This is a genomic window from Variovorax sp. NFACC27, from assembly GCF_048301545.1.
In the GTDB taxonomy this organism is placed as follows: domain Bacteria; phylum Pseudomonadota; class Gammaproteobacteria; order Burkholderiales; family Burkholderiaceae_C; genus Variovorax; species Variovorax gossypii.
Genome location: NZ_CP157613.1, coordinates 4,822,714 through 4,836,195 on the forward strand (window position 1 = coordinate 4,822,714; position 13,482 = coordinate 4,836,195).

The window sequence follows — 13,482 nt, forward strand, 5'->3', positions numbered from 1 at the left end:
GCGCCCCATTTTAGGCTTTTCAAGCTACGAAAAGCGGGCATTTCCCTAATGCGGCCATAGCCTGGCATGGCTTTGTGCCGCCGGCCGTGTTGCTTGGCACGGTTTCAAGGCGTATCCACGGCCTTCAGTCCTACACCGACCAGGAAAGTCTCGGCCGACTTGTCCCGCGACGCCTTGGGCTTGAAGGGCTTCGCGACGCGGAAATTGGCCTTGAAGAGCTTCACCAGCTCGTCGTAGCCGCTACCGTGGAAAACCTTGGCCACCAGTGCGCCCTCGGGCTTCAGATGGTGCTGGGAGAAATCGATTGCAAGCTCGATCAGGTGCGACACCCGGGCGGCATCGGCCGAATGGATGCCAGAGAGGTTCGGAGCCATGTCCGACACCACCAGGTCGGCCTTGCGGCCCGCCAGGACGCCCAGCAGCTGCTGGAGCAGCGCGTCTTCGCGGAAATCCCCCTGCAGGAAGGTCACGCCCTCGATGGGCTCCATGGGCAGGATGTCGAGCGAGATGATGGTTCCGTTCAGTTCGCCGGCCGCGGCGCCGCCGGGCGACATGCGCCGGCGCAAATACTGGCTCCAGGCGCCCGGGGTGGAACCGAGGTCCACCACCAGCTGGCCCGGCTTGACGAGGCCGAGCGCCTCGTCGATTTCCTTGAGCTTGTACGCGGCGCGCGCCCTGTAGCCTTCCTTCGTGGCGAGCTTCACGTAGGGGTCGTTGATATGGTCGTGCAACCACGCCTTGTTGACTTTCTTGCTTTTGGCTTTGGTGCTCATGGGGGTCTTCGTGTACGGGCCGATAATACGGGGATGCCCGCCATTCAACTTACCCCTGCCGAGCGCAAGGTGCATCGCGCCGAAGCTCACCACCTGGATCCGATCGTCATGGTCGGTGGAGACGGGCTCACCCCTGCCGTGAAGAAGGAAGCCGACGCGGCGCTCAAGGCCCACGGCCTGATCAAGATCCGCGTCTTCTCCGATGACCGCCTGGCCCGCGACGCCATGCTGCGCGAACTGGCCGAGGAACTCGACGCCGCCCCGATCCAGCACATCGGCAAGCTGCTGGTGCTGTGGCGCCCGAAGGCCGAGAAGGAACGCGTGGTCGACGAAGACCGCATGCCCGGCCCGCGCGACGTGAAGATCGTCAAGTACAGCAAGCGCGGCGGCCAGCGCCCCGAAATCAAGACGCTGCGCGTGCTCGGCAACCAGCGCCTGACGCCCGGCGGCACCATCAAGCGCGCCAAGGCGAAGCGGCCGCTGTCGGTCAAGAAGCGCAACCAGGCGGATTGAGCCTGGTGGCAGCCGCCGAAGGCGCCCAGCGCCACATTCTCTGCATGAAGTGGGGCACGAAATACGGCCCCGAATACGTCAACCGCCTCTACGCGATGGTCCGCCGCCACCTGAGCGGCGACTTCAAGTTCGTCTGCCTGACCGACGACGGCAACGGCGTGCGCCCCGAGGTGACCTGCCTGCCGATTCCGCCGCTCAACCTGCACCTGGCCCCCGGCCAGCGCGACGGCGCCTGGAAGAAGCTCACCACCTTCGAGCAGGACCTGCACGGCCTGCGCGGCCCCGCCCTCTTCCTCGACCTAGACGTGGTCGTCGTGGGCAGCCTGGACGCCTTCTTCGAGCAGCCGGGTCAGTTCCTGATCATCCACGACTACGACCGCCCCTGGCGACGCGGCCGGATCACGGGCAACTCCTCGGTCTACCGCTTCGAGCTCGGCGCCCATGCCGACGTGCTGGCGTATTTCCGGGCCAACATGGACAAGGTCCAGGCCGAATACCGAAACGAGCAGACCTACCTGTCGGACGTGCTCCACAAGCAGGGAAAGCTGGCCTACTGGCCCGACGGCTGGTGCCCGAGCTTCAAGTACCACGGCATCCCGACCTGGCCGACCAACTACTGGGAAGAGCCCTTCGTGCCCGAAGGCGCGCGAATCATGGTGTTCCATGGCGAGTGCAACCCGCCGGACGCCCTTGCGGGCCGCCGCAACCGAGCCTTCCGGTTCATCAAGCCGGCTCGCTGGGTCGCGGAATACTGGAAAGAGTAGGAAGCGACAGGCGGAAAAGCAAAAGGCGGCCCGGGCCGCCTTTTTTCTTGCCCTGCCATCGCTTCAGCCTGCCGTACGGGCCCCGATGCGCCACAACACCACGCCGGCGCACAGCCACTGCACGAAGTACATCCCGGTGCCCATGGCATGCCACAGCTTGAGGTTCTCGCGAGCCACGATGCGCGGCGCCACCGCGTATTGCTGCAGCAGCGCCAGCAGCAGCGCGCCGAGGATGAAGAAGATGGTCGTCATCGCCGGCCCGCTCATGCGCTCGTCGGCCTTCGACCTGAAATGGATCAGCAGGATCACCCCGCAGCCAATGGCGATCCAGCTCTGCGCCTCGAACAGCTGCGCCGCGAAATTGCCCGCCACCGACGGGTTGCCCAGCTTCGCGAAGAGCATGGGCACGACGAGAAAGCCGATCGTCGTCAGGCTGCCCCACCAGAAGGCAGCCAGCATCAGCGCAATACGGTCCTTCAGGTCTTTCATGCCTGCGGCGATCAGAGGTAGCTGACCGCCACGATCTCGTAGCGCTTGAGGCCGCCAGGCGTCTGCACCTCGGCGGTGTCGCCCTCTTCCTTGCCGATGAGCGCGCGTGCGATCGGGCTGGACACGTTGATGAGGCCCTGCTTCAGGTCGGCTTCGTCCTCGCCCACGATCTGGTACTTGACGGCATCGCCGCTGTCTTCTTCCTCGAGCTCGACGGTCGAGCCGAACACCACCTTGCCGCCGGCATCGAGCTCGGTCGGATCGATCACCTGCGCGGCAGACAGCTTGCCCTCGACCTCGAGGATGCGGCCCTCGATGAAGCCCTGGCGATCCTTGGCGGCCTCGTACTCGGCGTTTTCGCTGATGTCACCCTGGGCGCGCGCCTCGGCGATCGCATTGATGATCGCGGGCCGCTCGACCGACTTGAGCCGGCGCAGTTCTTCGCGCAGCTTCTCCGCGCCGCGCTTGGTGATGGGGATGGTCGCCATATCTAGTTCTCCATAAAGCGAAACCGCCGAACGCTGCCGTTCGGCGGTCGATGGGGGACGGCGCTCAGACGAGCGTCCGTCCAGTCAGCCGGCTCAGGATGGCGAGCGGGCTCGAAGCGGGATTGTATTGCTTGGAAGCGTCCAGGTGGAGGGTCTGTTCGAGCATGTACTGACCCGCCATCACGGCGTGCGAAGTCTGGTCGGAGAAGCACACCCAGACAGAACCCGGCGGAAACTTCGCGGTTTCCTGCGGCGAACTCTCCTGGTAAGCCATGTCCGACTTCATGCCGTCGTGCAGCTGCAGCATGAGATGGTCGTATTCGCTGCGGAACGACTTGGTCACGTGCAGCGCCTGCAGCAGCTTGGCCTGCCAGCGCGAGTACGGCTTGGCACGCGGCAGGAAGCGCTTGGCGATGTCCTCGAAAGGCTCGCCCACGCGCCACACGCGCGGCGCGCCGTCGGGGTTCACGTTGGTGAAGACGCGCAGGATGCGCTCGCCGTAGTTCGGCCGCGACGGGAATGCATCCACGTGCAAGCGCCGGTCGTCGGCGCGCCACGACTGCACGCGCGTCTCGACCTGCGCTGGTCGGTAGCTGGTAGGCGCCAGCCGCAGGGCCGGCGCGTAGTGCGGCAGCAGCCCGTGGATGAGCTGCGTGGCCTGCGCCCTGAAGCGCCCCACCATCGCAGCCGCCGTGCGCTGCACCGTCTCATCGCCCACGGCGCCCTTGAGCTTGCCGTTGGCATCGAGGCTGATGTTGCGCACGTCCGGCGACAGCAGGCTGGGCGTGAGCAGGCTGCGTTCTTCGCGCAGCAGCTCGAAACCCAGGCGCGGGAAGTACAGCACCTTGCCCGCCTCCAGCTCCGCGATCCACGCCTCGTTGGGCGTGGCCGCGTTCCAGTCGGCCAGGCCGAGTTCGACGAGCTGCGTTTCCATGGCTGTGACGCTCAGGCCGTGGCCAGTTGCGCGTGCATTTCCTGCACCGAGATCACGCCGAGCTCGTCCATGAAGCCCATGCCTTCGACCGCGGCTTCGGCGCCGAAGATCGTGGTGAAGGTGGTCACGCGGGCCTGCAGGGCCGAGGTACGGATCTGGCGCGAGTCGGTGATGGCGTTGCGGCGCTCTTCCACCGTGTTGATGACCAGTGCAATCTCGTTGTTCTTGATCATGTCCACGATGTGCGGGCGGCCTTCGGTCACCTTGTTCACCGTCGCGCATTCGATGCCCGCGGCGTTGATGGCGGCAGCCGTGCCCTTGGTCGCGATCAGCTCGAAGCCCAGCTTGGCCAGGCCGCGTGCCACCTCGACGGCGCGCGCCTTGTCGTTGTTCTTCACCGAGATGAAGACCTTGCCCGACTTCGGCAGGTGCGTGCCCGCGCCCAGCTGCGACTTCACGAAGGCTTCGCCGAAGGTCTTGCCCACGCCCATCACCTCGCCGGTCGACTTCATCTCGGGGCCGAGGATGGTGTCCACGCCCGGGAACTTGACGAACGGGAACACGGCTTCCTTCACGCTGAAGTACGGCGGCGTCACTTCCTTCGTGATGCCCTGCGACTTCAGCGACTGGCCCGCCATGCAGCGTGCCGCCACCTTGGCGAGCTGGATGCCGGTGGCCTTGCTCACGTAGGGCACGGTGCGCGAGGCACGCGGGTTCACTTCGAGCACGTAGATGACGTCCTTGCCGTCCTTCTGCTGGATGGCGAACTGCACGTTCATCAGGCCGACCACGTTCAGCGCGGCCGCCATCGCGGCGCTCTGGCGCTTCAGCTCGGTCACCGTCTCGGCGCTCAGGCTGTAGGGCGGCAGCGAGCAGGCGGAGTCGCCCGAGTGCACGCCGGCCTGCTCGATGTGTTCCATCACGCCGCCGATGAGGGTCTGGCCCTCGGCGTCGCGCAGGCAGTCGACGTCGCATTCGACGGCGTCGTTCAGGAAGCGGTCGAGCAGCACAGGTGAATCGTTGCTGACCTTGACGGCTTCGCGCATGTAGCGCTCGAGGTCGCGCTGCTCGTGCACGATTTCCATCGCGCGGCCGCCCAGCACGTAGCTCGGCCGCACCACCAGCGGGTAACCCAGCTCGGTGGCCTTCTCGAGGGCTTCGGCTTCGGTGCGCGCGGTGGCGTTCGGCGGCTGCAGCAGCTTGAGCTCGTGCAGCAGCTTCTGGAAGCGCTCGCGGTCTTCGGCCGCGTCGATCATGTCGGGCGAGGTGCCGATGATCGGCACGCCGTTGGCTTCCAGGTCGAGCGCGAGCTTCAGCGGCGTCTGGCCGCCGTACTGCACGATCACGCCGAGCGGCTTTTCGCGGTCGACGATCTCGAGCACGTCCTCGAGCGTCAGCGGCTCGAAGTACAGGCGGTCGGACGTGTCGTAGTCGGTCGACACGGTCTCGGGGTTGCAGTTGACCATGATGGTCTCGTAGCCGTCCTCGCGCATGGCGAGCGCGGCATGCACGCAGCAGTAGTCGAACTCGATGCCCTGGCCGATGCGGTTGGGACCGCCGCCGAGCACCATGATCTTCTTCTTGTCGCTCGGGTCGGCCTCGCACTCGTCCTCGTAGGTCGAGTACATGTAGGCCGTGTTGGTGGCGAACTCGGCCGCGCAGGTGTCCACGCGCTTGTAGACCGGGCGCACGCCCAGGGCGCGGCGCTTCTCGCGGATGGCCGTGTCGGTGGTGCGCAGCTGCTTGGCCAGGCGGCGGTCGGAGAAGCCCTTCTGCTTCAGCAGGCGCAGCGTGGCGGCGTCGATGTCGTCGAGCGACTTGGTTTCGAGTTCGAGCTCGATCTTCACGATCTCCTCGATCTGCACCAGGAACCACGGGTCGATCTTCGTGAGCGAGAACACTTCCTCGACGCTCATGCCCTGGGCGAAGGCATCGCCCACGTACCAGATGCGCTCGGGGCCGGGCTCGCCCAGCTCCTTCTCGAGCACTTCGCGGTCCTGCGTCTTCTCGTTCATGCCGTCGACACCGACTTCGAGGCCGCGCAGCGCCTTCTGGAACGACTCCTGGAAGGTGCGGCCCATGGCCATCACCTCGCCCACCGACTTCATCTGCGTGGTGAGGCGCGAATCGGCCTGCGGGAACTTCTCGAAGGCGAAGCGCGGGATCTTGGTAACGACGTAGTCGATCGAGGGCTCGAACGACGCCGGCGTGGCGCCGCCGGTGATCTCGTTGCGCAGCTCGTCGAGCGTGTAGCCCACGGCCAGCTTGGCCGCGACCTTGGCGATCGGGAAGCCCGTGGCCTTGGAGGCCAGCGCCGACGAACGCGACACGCGCGGGTTCATCTCGATGACGACCATGCGGCCGTCCTTCGGGTTGATCGAGAACTGCACGTTCGAGCCGCCGGTGTCGACGCCGATCTCGCGCAGCACGGCCAGCGAGGCGTTGCGCAGGATCTGGTATTCCTTGTCGGACAGCGTCTGCGCGGGTGCCACCGTGATCGAGTCGCCGGTGTGCACGCCCATCGGGTCGAGGTTCTCGATCGAGCAGACGATGATGCAGTTGTCGGCCTTGTCGCGCACGACTTCCATCTCGTATTCCTTCCAGCCGAGCAGCGATTCTTCGATCAGCAGCTCGTTGGTCGGCGAGGCTTCGATGCCGCGCTTGCAGATGGTCTCGAACTCTTCCGGGTTGTAGGCGATGCCGCCGCCGGTGCCGCCGAGCGTGAAGCTGGGGCGGATCACGGTCGGGAAGCCCACGTGCTTCTGCACCGCCCAGGCCTCGTCCATCGTGTGCGCGATGCCGGAGCGGGCCGAGCCCAGTCCGATCTTGGTCATCGCGTCCTTGAACTTCAGGCGGTCTTCGGCCTTGTCGATGGCCTCGGGCGTGGCGCCGATCAGCTCGACGGGCTTGTTGGTGGCCGCGCCCGTGTACTTGTCGAGCACGCCGTTGCGCCAGAGGTCGAGCGCGCAGTTCAGCGCGGTCTGGCCGCCCATGGTCGGCAGGATCGCGTCGGGGCGTTCCTTGGCGATGATCTTCTCGACCGTCTGCCAGGTGATGGGCTCGATGTAGGTGACGTCGGCCGTGGCCGGGTCGGTCATGATCGTCGCGGGGTTGCTGTTGATCAGGATGACCTTGTAGCCCTCTTCGCGCAGGGCCTTGCAGGCCTGCACGCCGGAGTAGTCGAACTCGCAGGCCTGGCCGATGATGATCGGGCCGGCGCCGATGATGAGGATCGATTTGAGGTCTGTGCGCTTAGGCATTCTCTTTCTCCGTCTTTTCCGTCTTGTTCTTTTCCATGAGTGCCGTGAAGCGATCGAACAGGTAGCCGATGTCGTGCGGGCCCGGCGAGGCTTCGGGGTGGCCCTGGAAGCAGAACGCGGGCTTGTCGGTGCGCGCCAGGCCCTGCAGCGTGTTGTCGAACAGGCTGATGTGGGTGGGACGCAGGTTGGCCGGCAGCGACTTCTCGTCGACCGCGAAGCCGTGGTTCTGGCTGGTGATGCTCACGCGGCCGTTGTCGAGGTCCTTCACCGGATGGTTCGCGCCGTGGTGGCCGAACTTCATCTTGAAGGTCTTGGCGCCCGAGGCCAGCGCCATGATCTGGTGGCCCAGGCAGATGCCGAAGGTGGGAATGCCGGTCTCGATCAGCTCCTTGACGGCGCTGATGGCGTAGTCGCAGGGCTCCGGGTCGCCAGGGCCGTTGGCCAGGAAAATGCCGTCGGGTTTCAGCTTGAGCACGTCGGCAGCGGGCGTCTGCGCCGGCACAACGGTGATGCGCGCGCCGCGCTGGGCGATCATGCGCAGGATGTTCTTCTTGACGCCGTAGTCGAAGGCGACGACGTGGAAGCGCGGCGTGATCTGCACGCCGTAGCCCGAACCCAGCTTCCACTCGGTCTCGGTCCATTCGTAGGTCTGCTTGACCGACACCACCTTGGCCAGGTCGAGGCCGGCCATGCTCGGCGCGGCCTTGGCGGAGGCGATGGCCTTGTCGATCAGCGCCTGCGTCACGGTCTCGCCTGCGGCCAAGCCCAGGATGCAGCCGTTCTGCGCGCCGTTGGTGCGCAGGTGGCGAGTGAGCTTGCGGGTGTCGATGTTCGCGATGGCCACGGTGTTGCCGGACACGAGGTATTCGGTCAGCGTGGCGGTCTTGCGGAAGTTGGAGGCGACGAGGGGCAGGTCCTTGATGATCAGGCCCGCGGCATGGATCTTGTCGGCTTCGATGTCCTCGCCGTTGACGCCGTAGTTGCCGATGTGCGGATACGTGAGCGTCACGATCTGCTGGCAGTAGCTCGGGTCGGTGAGGATTTCCTGGTAACCGGTCATGGCGGTGTTGAACACCACTTCACCGGTCGTGGAGCCGGCGGCTCCGATCGAATTGCCGAGAAAGACCGTGCCGTCTGCGAGCGCCAGGATGGCGGGCGGGAAACTTCCCTTGAGAGACAAAAGCACTGGGTTCTCCGGATGGTTACGGTCGCCCGGAGCCTCAGGCGCGATGCCTGGGGACTGCTGCTTAAGGGGAGGATGGCGTTGTAGGCGGCCGGGCGACGCTGATTTGCGAGTAAGCCCCCGATTGTAGCCCGGACTGGATGTGTTATTCGGCCTGCAGGGCTGCTCCGCTCGCATGCAGGCAGATTGCGGCGGCGGCGGCCACGTTGAGCGACTCCTCCCCACCCGGCTGCGCGATGCGGATATGGCGCGTGGCCCGGGCCTCCAGCGCCGGCGAAACGCCCTGCCCCTCGTGCCCCATGAGCCAGGCGCAGGGATGCGGCAGATCGGCCTTGTGGAGCCATTCGCCGCGATGGGAACTGGTCGCCACCAGCGGCACCTTCAGGCCGTCGAGCACGTCGAGGTCCACGCCTTCGATCAGCCGCAGGCCGAAATGGGCACCCATGCCGGCGCGCAGCACCTTCGGAGCCCACAGCGCCGCCGTTCCCTTGAGCGCGACCACCTGGGTGAAGCCGAAGGCGGCGGCGCTGCGCAGGATGGAGCCGGCGTTGCCTGCGTCCTGAAGGCGGTCGAGCACCACGGTGGGAGCGTCGGGCAATAGCTCAGGCCGGACCGGTGCGTCGAGCACGAAGCCCATCGGGGCCGGCGATTCGAGCCCGCTGATGCCACGCAGCAGATCGTCGGCGACGACTACCGTTTTGATAGCACCAACCGACCACTCGGCGGGCGCCTTGGGCCAGAAAGACTCCGAGAACACTGCAATTGCGGGCTTGACGCCCCGCGCGAGCGCCGCCCGGCACAGGTGGTCGCCCTCGAGCCAGAGCCGGCCGAGCTTGCGGTAGGCGCCCGGGTCCTGCGCGAGCTTTCGCAGGTCCTTGAGCAACGGGTTGTCGCGCGAGCTGATGTGGCTGGCGCCGGTGTCGGAAGTCATCGTTGCGGGCTTCAGGGCGCGGCGCGAAGGTCGGGGCGCGCGACCTCCATGGAGCCGGCCATCATTACCGGCTGCTCGGATTCGGCGGGCACCACCACGTTCAGCACGCCGCCCGTGCGGGCCAGCGCCGCGGCCACCGGGCTGAACGACCTACGGTGATGCACGCAGGCACCGTGCCGTTGCAGCGCCTCGAGGTGCTCGCGCGTGCCGTAGCCCTTGTGGCCGGCAAAGCCGTAATGCGGAAATTCGGTATGAAGCTGCTCGCAGAGCCGGTCGCGGTGCACCTTCGCCAGGATCGAGGCAGCTGAAATCGCCTTGACCCTCGCATCGCCCTTGACGATGGCTTCAGCCAGCACGTCCAGCGTGGGCAGGCGGTTGCCGTCGACCAGCACCTTCACCGGCTTGAGCCGCAGCCCTTCCACCGCCCTGCGCATCGCGAGCATGGTCGCCTGCAGGATGTTGTGAGTGTCGATTTCCTCGACGGAGGCCTGCGCGATGGAGCAGCACAGCGCCTTGGCGAGGATCTGGTCATGCAGGCGCTCGCGCTGCAGGGCTGTCAGCGTCTTGGAGTCCGCGAGGCCGCGAATGGGCCGCATGTCGTCGAGGATCACGGCCGCGGCCACCACCGGCCCCGCCAGGGGCCCGCGGCCCGCCTCGTCGACACCCGCGATCAGGCCCGGTGCATCCCACGCCAGCGGGGCCTGCTCAGCCTTCAAGAACTTTCTGGATCGCATCGGCGCAAAGTGTGGGCGTATCGCGCTGCAATTGCACATGCAGCTCTGAAAATCTTTGTTGCAACGCCCGCGTCTTCTCCGGCGCGCCGAGCCAGGCCAGCGTCGCCTCGGCCAGCGCCTCGGGCGTGGCGGCCTCCTGCAGGAGCTCGGGAACGACGAACTCCCGGCACAGGATGTTGGGCAGGCCCACCCAGGGCTGCAGCTGCTTGCGCCGCATGAGACGCCACGAGAGCGCGTTCATGTTGTAGGCGATGACCATCGGCCGCTTGAACAGCGCCGCCTCGAGCGTGGCGGTGCCGCTGGCGATCAGTGTGACGTCGCAGGCGGCCAGCACGGCGTGCGACTGACCGTCGAGCAACTTCACGCGCCCGGCCATGCCGCTGGCCTGGAGCAAGGCTTCGACCTCGACGCGCAGGCCCGGGATGACGGGGGCCACGAACTGGAGTTCGGGCCGCGCCTTCTGCATCAGCGCAGCGGCGGCGAAGAAGCGAGCGGCAAGGTAGCGGATCTCGGAACGGCGGCTGCCCGGCAGCAAGGCGACGACCGGCGCCTCGGGCGAAAGGCCCAGCTTGGCACGCGCACCGGCCTGGTCGGGCGTCATCGGGATCACGTTGGCAACGGGATGGCCGACGTAGCTCGCTGCCACGCCCTGCTCCGCCAGCAATTCGGGCTCGAACGGGAAGATGCACAGGACGTGGTCGGCCGCCGCCCGGATCTTCTCGATGCGCTCCGGCCGCCAGGCCCAGATCGACGGACAGACGAAATGCACCGTCCTGAGGCCCTGGCTGCGCAGGCCGGCTTCCAGGTCGAGGTTGAAATCCGGCGCATCCACGCCAATGAAGAGCTGGGGCCGCTCCTGCAGCAGCCGGGCCTTGAGCTGGCGGCGGATACCGGCGATTTCCGCGTAGTGCCGCAGCACCTCGATGTAGCCGCGCACTGCGAGCTTTTCCTGGGGCCACCAGCTCTGGAAGCCGTGGGCCAGCATGCGGGGGCCGCCGATGCCGGCGGTCTGGAGATCGGGCCAACGGGCCAGTAGACCGTCGAGCAGCAGGCCGGCGAGCAGGTCGCCGGACGCTTCGCCCGCGACCAGCGCGAAGCGTCGCTGTCCGTCCGTCTGCATCGCCGTCACTTCAGCGCGCGATGCCGCGCGTCGAGTTGGCGAGGAAGGCCTCCATCAGCGCGACATCGCCGGCCGCTTCGGGCATTTCGGTCGCCAGCGCGGCGATGCCCGCACGCGCCTCGTCGAGCGTCTTGCCCTGGCGATACAGCAGCCGGTGCATCTGCTTCACCGCAGCGAGCCGCTGGGCGGAAAAATCGCGCCGGCGCAGGCCGACGATGTTGAAACCGCGCACGGCCAGCGGATTGCCGTCGACCAGCATGAAGGGCGGCACGTCCTGCGTGACGGCGCTGGCAAAACCGAGCATGGCGTGGGCGCCGACCGAGACGAACTGGTGGATGCCCGTGAGCCCGCCGACCGTGACCCAGTCGGCCAGGTGCACATGCCCGGCCAGCGTGGTGTTGTTAGACAGCGTGGTGTGGTCGTCAACGCGGCAGTCGTGTGCGATGTGCGTGTACGCCATGATCCAGTTGTCGCTGCCGACACGCGTGATGCCGCCAGCCCCCGGCACGCCGAGGTTGAAGGTGCAGAACTCGCGGATCACGTTGCGGTCGCCGATGACGAGCTCGGTCGGCTCGCCGGCGTACTTCTTGTCCTGGGGAATGGCGCCGAGCGACGAGAACTGGAAGATCCTGTTGTCGCGCCCGATGGTCGTGCGCCCCTCGATCACGCAATGCGCGCCGATGGTGGTACCCGCGCCGATCCGCACGTGCGGGCCGATCACGGTGTAGGGCCCGACGGACACCGAGGCATCGAGCTGTGCCTGGGGGTCGACGACGGCCGTCGAATGAACCTGGGTCATGCCTTTGAAGAAACGGCTTGCTGCGGGCGTGTCAGCTGATCTGGCGCATGGCGCACATCAGCGAAGCCTCGCAGGCGAGTTCGCTGCCCACCAGGGCGCGGCCCTTGAACTTGGAAATGCCCGCCTTCATGCGCTCGATCTCGACTTCGAGCGTCAGCTGGTCACCGGGCTCCACTGGGCGCTTGAAACGCGCGCCGTCGATGGCCGCGAAGTAGTAGACGGTGTTGTCGTCCGGCACGATGTCGAGCGAATGGAACGACAGCAGCGCCGCGGCCTGGGCCATGGCCTCGAGCATCAGCACGCCCGGCATCACCGGACGGTGCGGGAAGTGGCCGTTGAAGAACGGCTCGTTCATCGTCACGTTCTTGAGCGCCGTGATGCGCTTGCCCTTTTCCATGTCCAGCACGCGGTCCACCAGCAGGAACGGGTAGCGGTGAGGCAGCAGCTTGAGGATTTGATGGATATCGAGCGTCGTCGTCATGATTTTCTGTTCCTGCATCGTCGTCATTTTTTCGAGGGAGCCTTCTCCAGCGCCTTCAGTCGTTCGCGCAGGCTGTGCAACTGCTTGAGCGTTGCAGCGTTCTTTTCCCAGCTCGCATTGTCATCGATGGGAAACATACCGGTGTATTGGCCGGCCTTATGAATGGAACGGGTGACCACGGTCGCAGCCGACACATGCACGCCGTCGGCCACCGTCAGATGCCCCAGCACGATGGCGCCGCCGCCGAACGTGCAGTTGGCGCCGATGGTCGCGCTGCCGGCCACGCCGACGCAGCCCGCCATGGCGGTGTTCTTGCCGACCCGCACGTTGTGGCCGATCTGGATCAGGTTGTCGAGCTTGACCCCATCTTCGATCACGGTGTCGTCGAGCGCGCCCCGGTCGATGCAGGTGTTGGCGCCGATCTCGACGTCGTTGCCGATGCGCACCGCTCCCAACTGCTCGATCTTGACCCAGCGCCCCTTGTGCGGCGCCAGGCCGAAGCCGTCGGCGCCGATGACCACGCCCGGGTGGAGCAGGCAGCGATCGCCGACGATGCAGTCCTCGCTGACCGTCACGCGCGACTTCAGTACGGTGCCCGCACCGATGCGCGCGCCCCGCTCCACCACGCACAGCGCGCCGATGCGTGCCGTGGCGTCGACCTGCGCCTCGGAGTGGATCACTGCGCTGGGATGGATTCGGTCAGGCTCCGGACGGGCATGGTGCGCCTTCCAGAGCTGCGTGAGGCGGGCAAAGTAGAGATACGGATCGGGCGTGACGATGAAAGCCCCGCGCGCCGCTGCCGCATCCCGCATGGCGGGCGATACGATCACGCAGGCAGCCTTCGAGGCCGCCAGCTCCTGCTGGTATTTGGGATGGCTCAGGAAGCTGAGCGCATCGGGCTGCGCATTCTGCAGCGGCGCGAGCCGCTCGATGGACAGCGCCGAATCGCCATGAAGCTCGCCCCCGAGGGCGTCGACAATGGCTCCGAGCTGCAGCGACACGCCGGTTCGCGG

At 66.5% G+C, this 13,482-nt stretch carries 14 protein-coding genes; 2 read left to right on the top strand and 12 right to left on the bottom strand.

All coding sequences use genetic code 11. The features are described from left to right. Nucleotides 1-104: 104 nt before the first annotated feature. Complete coding sequence (locus tag ABL840_RS22590) at nucleotides 105-773, bottom strand: RlmE family RNA methyltransferase (RefSeq protein WP_093306397.1); 669 nt, start codon at nucleotides 771-773, stop codon at nucleotides 105-107. A gap of 33 nt (nucleotides 774-806) precedes the next feature. On the opposite strand from ABL840_RS22590, the gene ABL840_RS22595 reads away from it, so the two are divergent. Both ABL840_RS22595 and ABL840_RS22600 read left to right on the top strand, forming a co-directional pair. Continuing rightward, nucleotides 807-1,286 (top strand): YhbY family RNA-binding protein, encoded by a 480-nt coding sequence (locus tag ABL840_RS22595; protein WP_093202307.1) that lies wholly within the window; start codon nucleotides 807-809, stop codon nucleotides 1,284-1,286. 5 nt (nucleotides 1,287-1,291) lie between these two features. Then, nucleotides 1,292-2,050 (top strand): glycosyltransferase, encoded by a 759-nt coding sequence (locus ABL840_RS22600; RefSeq protein ID WP_176947597.1) that lies wholly within the window; start codon nucleotides 1,292-1,294, stop codon nucleotides 2,048-2,050. A 63-nt stretch (nucleotides 2,051-2,113) separates the two neighbouring features. Here ABL840_RS22600 and ABL840_RS22605 read toward each other — a convergent pair whose 3' ends face one another. The 11 genes from ABL840_RS22605 to lpxD all read right to left on the bottom strand — a co-directional run bounded on the left by ABL840_RS22605 (nucleotide 2,114) and on the right by lpxD (nucleotide 13,470). Then, the gene (locus ABL840_RS22605; RefSeq protein WP_176947596.1) at nucleotides 2,114-2,539 is read right to left on the bottom strand and encodes a DUF4149 domain-containing protein; all 426 of its coding nucleotides are present in this window, start codon (nucleotides 2,537-2,539) and stop codon (nucleotides 2,114-2,116) included. An 11-nt stretch (nucleotides 2,540-2,550) separates the two neighbouring features. After that, nucleotides 2,551-3,027 carry a transcription elongation factor GreA gene (gene greA, locus ABL840_RS22610; RefSeq protein ID WP_093202309.1) on the bottom strand — a complete coding sequence of 159 codons (477 nt, stop codon included), beginning with the start codon at nucleotides 3,025-3,027 and terminating at the stop codon, nucleotides 2,551-2,553. Between the two features lie 64 nt (nucleotides 3,028-3,091). After that, on the bottom strand, nucleotides 3,092-3,961 hold the full coding sequence (locus ABL840_RS22615) for a Kdo hydroxylase family protein (RefSeq protein ID WP_093306395.1): 870 nt from the start codon (nucleotides 3,959-3,961) through the stop codon (nucleotides 3,092-3,094). A gap of 11 nt (nucleotides 3,962-3,972) precedes the next feature. Continuing rightward, on the bottom strand, nucleotides 3,973-7,221 hold the full coding sequence (gene carB / locus ABL840_RS22620) for a carbamoyl-phosphate synthase large subunit (protein ID WP_093202314.1): 3,249 nt from the start codon (nucleotides 7,219-7,221) through the stop codon (nucleotides 3,973-3,975). Beyond that, a complete protein-coding gene (gene carA / locus ABL840_RS22625) occupies nucleotides 7,214-8,407 on the bottom strand; it encodes a glutamine-hydrolyzing carbamoyl-phosphate synthase small subunit (RefSeq protein WP_093202317.1) in 1,194 nt (397 codons plus the stop codon). The genes carB and carA overlap by 8 nt, the downstream gene beginning before the upstream one ends. A gap of 142 nt (nucleotides 8,408-8,549) precedes the next feature. After that, nucleotides 8,550-9,335, bottom strand: a complete 786-nt coding sequence (locus ABL840_RS22630) for a TrmH family RNA methyltransferase (protein ID WP_093306394.1) — start codon at nucleotides 9,333-9,335, stop codon at nucleotides 8,550-8,552. 11 nt (nucleotides 9,336-9,346) lie between these two features. Further along, complete coding sequence (gene rnhB, locus ABL840_RS22635; RefSeq protein WP_093306441.1) at nucleotides 9,347-10,069, bottom strand: ribonuclease HII; 723 nt, start codon at nucleotides 10,067-10,069, stop codon at nucleotides 9,347-9,349. Beyond that, nucleotides 10,041-11,189 (bottom strand): lipid-A-disaccharide synthase, encoded by a 1,149-nt coding sequence (lpxB, locus tag ABL840_RS22640; RefSeq protein WP_093306392.1) that lies wholly within the window; start codon nucleotides 11,187-11,189, stop codon nucleotides 10,041-10,043. Before lpxB ends, rnhB begins: the two co-directional genes overlap by 29 nt. Before the next feature lie 10 nt (nucleotides 11,190-11,199). Continuing rightward, nucleotides 11,200-11,988, bottom strand: coding sequence for an acyl-ACP--UDP-N-acetylglucosamine O-acyltransferase (lpxA, locus tag ABL840_RS22645; RefSeq protein WP_093306390.1), 789 nt, complete (start codon nucleotides 11,986-11,988; stop codon nucleotides 11,200-11,202). A 31-nt stretch (nucleotides 11,989-12,019) separates the two neighbouring features. Beyond that, nucleotides 12,020-12,469, bottom strand: a complete 450-nt coding sequence (gene fabZ, locus ABL840_RS22650; protein ID WP_093202918.1) for a 3-hydroxyacyl-ACP dehydratase FabZ — start codon at nucleotides 12,467-12,469, stop codon at nucleotides 12,020-12,022. A 23-nt stretch (nucleotides 12,470-12,492) separates the two neighbouring features. Further along, on the bottom strand, nucleotides 12,493-13,470 hold the full coding sequence (gene lpxD / locus ABL840_RS22655) for a UDP-3-O-(3-hydroxymyristoyl)glucosamine N-acyltransferase (RefSeq protein ID WP_093306388.1): 978 nt from the start codon (nucleotides 13,468-13,470) through the stop codon (nucleotides 12,493-12,495). Between the last annotated feature and the right edge of the window lie 12 nt (nucleotides 13,471-13,482).

Bases quoted from the DNA above. Each gene is read 5' to 3' on its own strand.
- ABL840_RS22590 (WP_093306397.1), bottom strand. From the start codon at position 773: ATGAGCACCAAAGCCAAAAGCAAGAAAGTCAACAAGGCGTGGTTGCAC.
- ABL840_RS22595 (WP_093202307.1), top strand. From the start codon at position 807: ATGCCCGCCATTCAACTTACCCCTGCCGAGCGCAAGGTGCATCGCGCC.
- ABL840_RS22605 (WP_176947596.1), bottom strand. From the start codon at position 2,539: ATGAAAGACCTGAAGGACCGTATTGCGCTGATGCTGGCTGCCTTCTGG.
- greA (WP_093202309.1), bottom strand. From the start codon at position 3,027: ATGGCGACCATCCCCATCACCAAGCGCGGCGCGGAGAAGCTGCGCGAA.
- ABL840_RS22615 (WP_093306395.1), bottom strand. From the start codon at position 3,961: ATGGAAACGCAGCTCGTCGAACTCGGCCTGGCCGACTGGAACGCGGCC.
- carB (WP_093202314.1), bottom strand. From the start codon at position 7,221: ATGCCTAAGCGCACAGACCTCAAATCGATCCTCATCATCGGCGCCGGC.
- ABL840_RS22630 (WP_093306394.1), bottom strand. From the start codon at position 9,335: ATGACTTCCGACACCGGCGCCAGCCACATCAGCTCGCGCGACAACCCG.
- rnhB (WP_093306441.1), bottom strand. From the start codon at position 10,069: ATGCGATCCAGAAAGTTCTTGAAGGCTGAGCAGGCCCCGCTGGCGTGG.
- lpxB (WP_093306392.1), bottom strand. From the start codon at position 11,189: ATGCAGACGGACGGACAGCGACGCTTCGCGCTGGTCGCGGGCGAAGCG.
- lpxA (WP_093306390.1), bottom strand. From the start codon at position 11,988: ATGACCCAGGTTCATTCGACGGCCGTCGTCGACCCCCAGGCACAGCTC.
- fabZ (WP_093202918.1), bottom strand. From the start codon at position 12,469: ATGACGACGACGCTCGATATCCATCAAATCCTCAAGCTGCTGCCTCAC.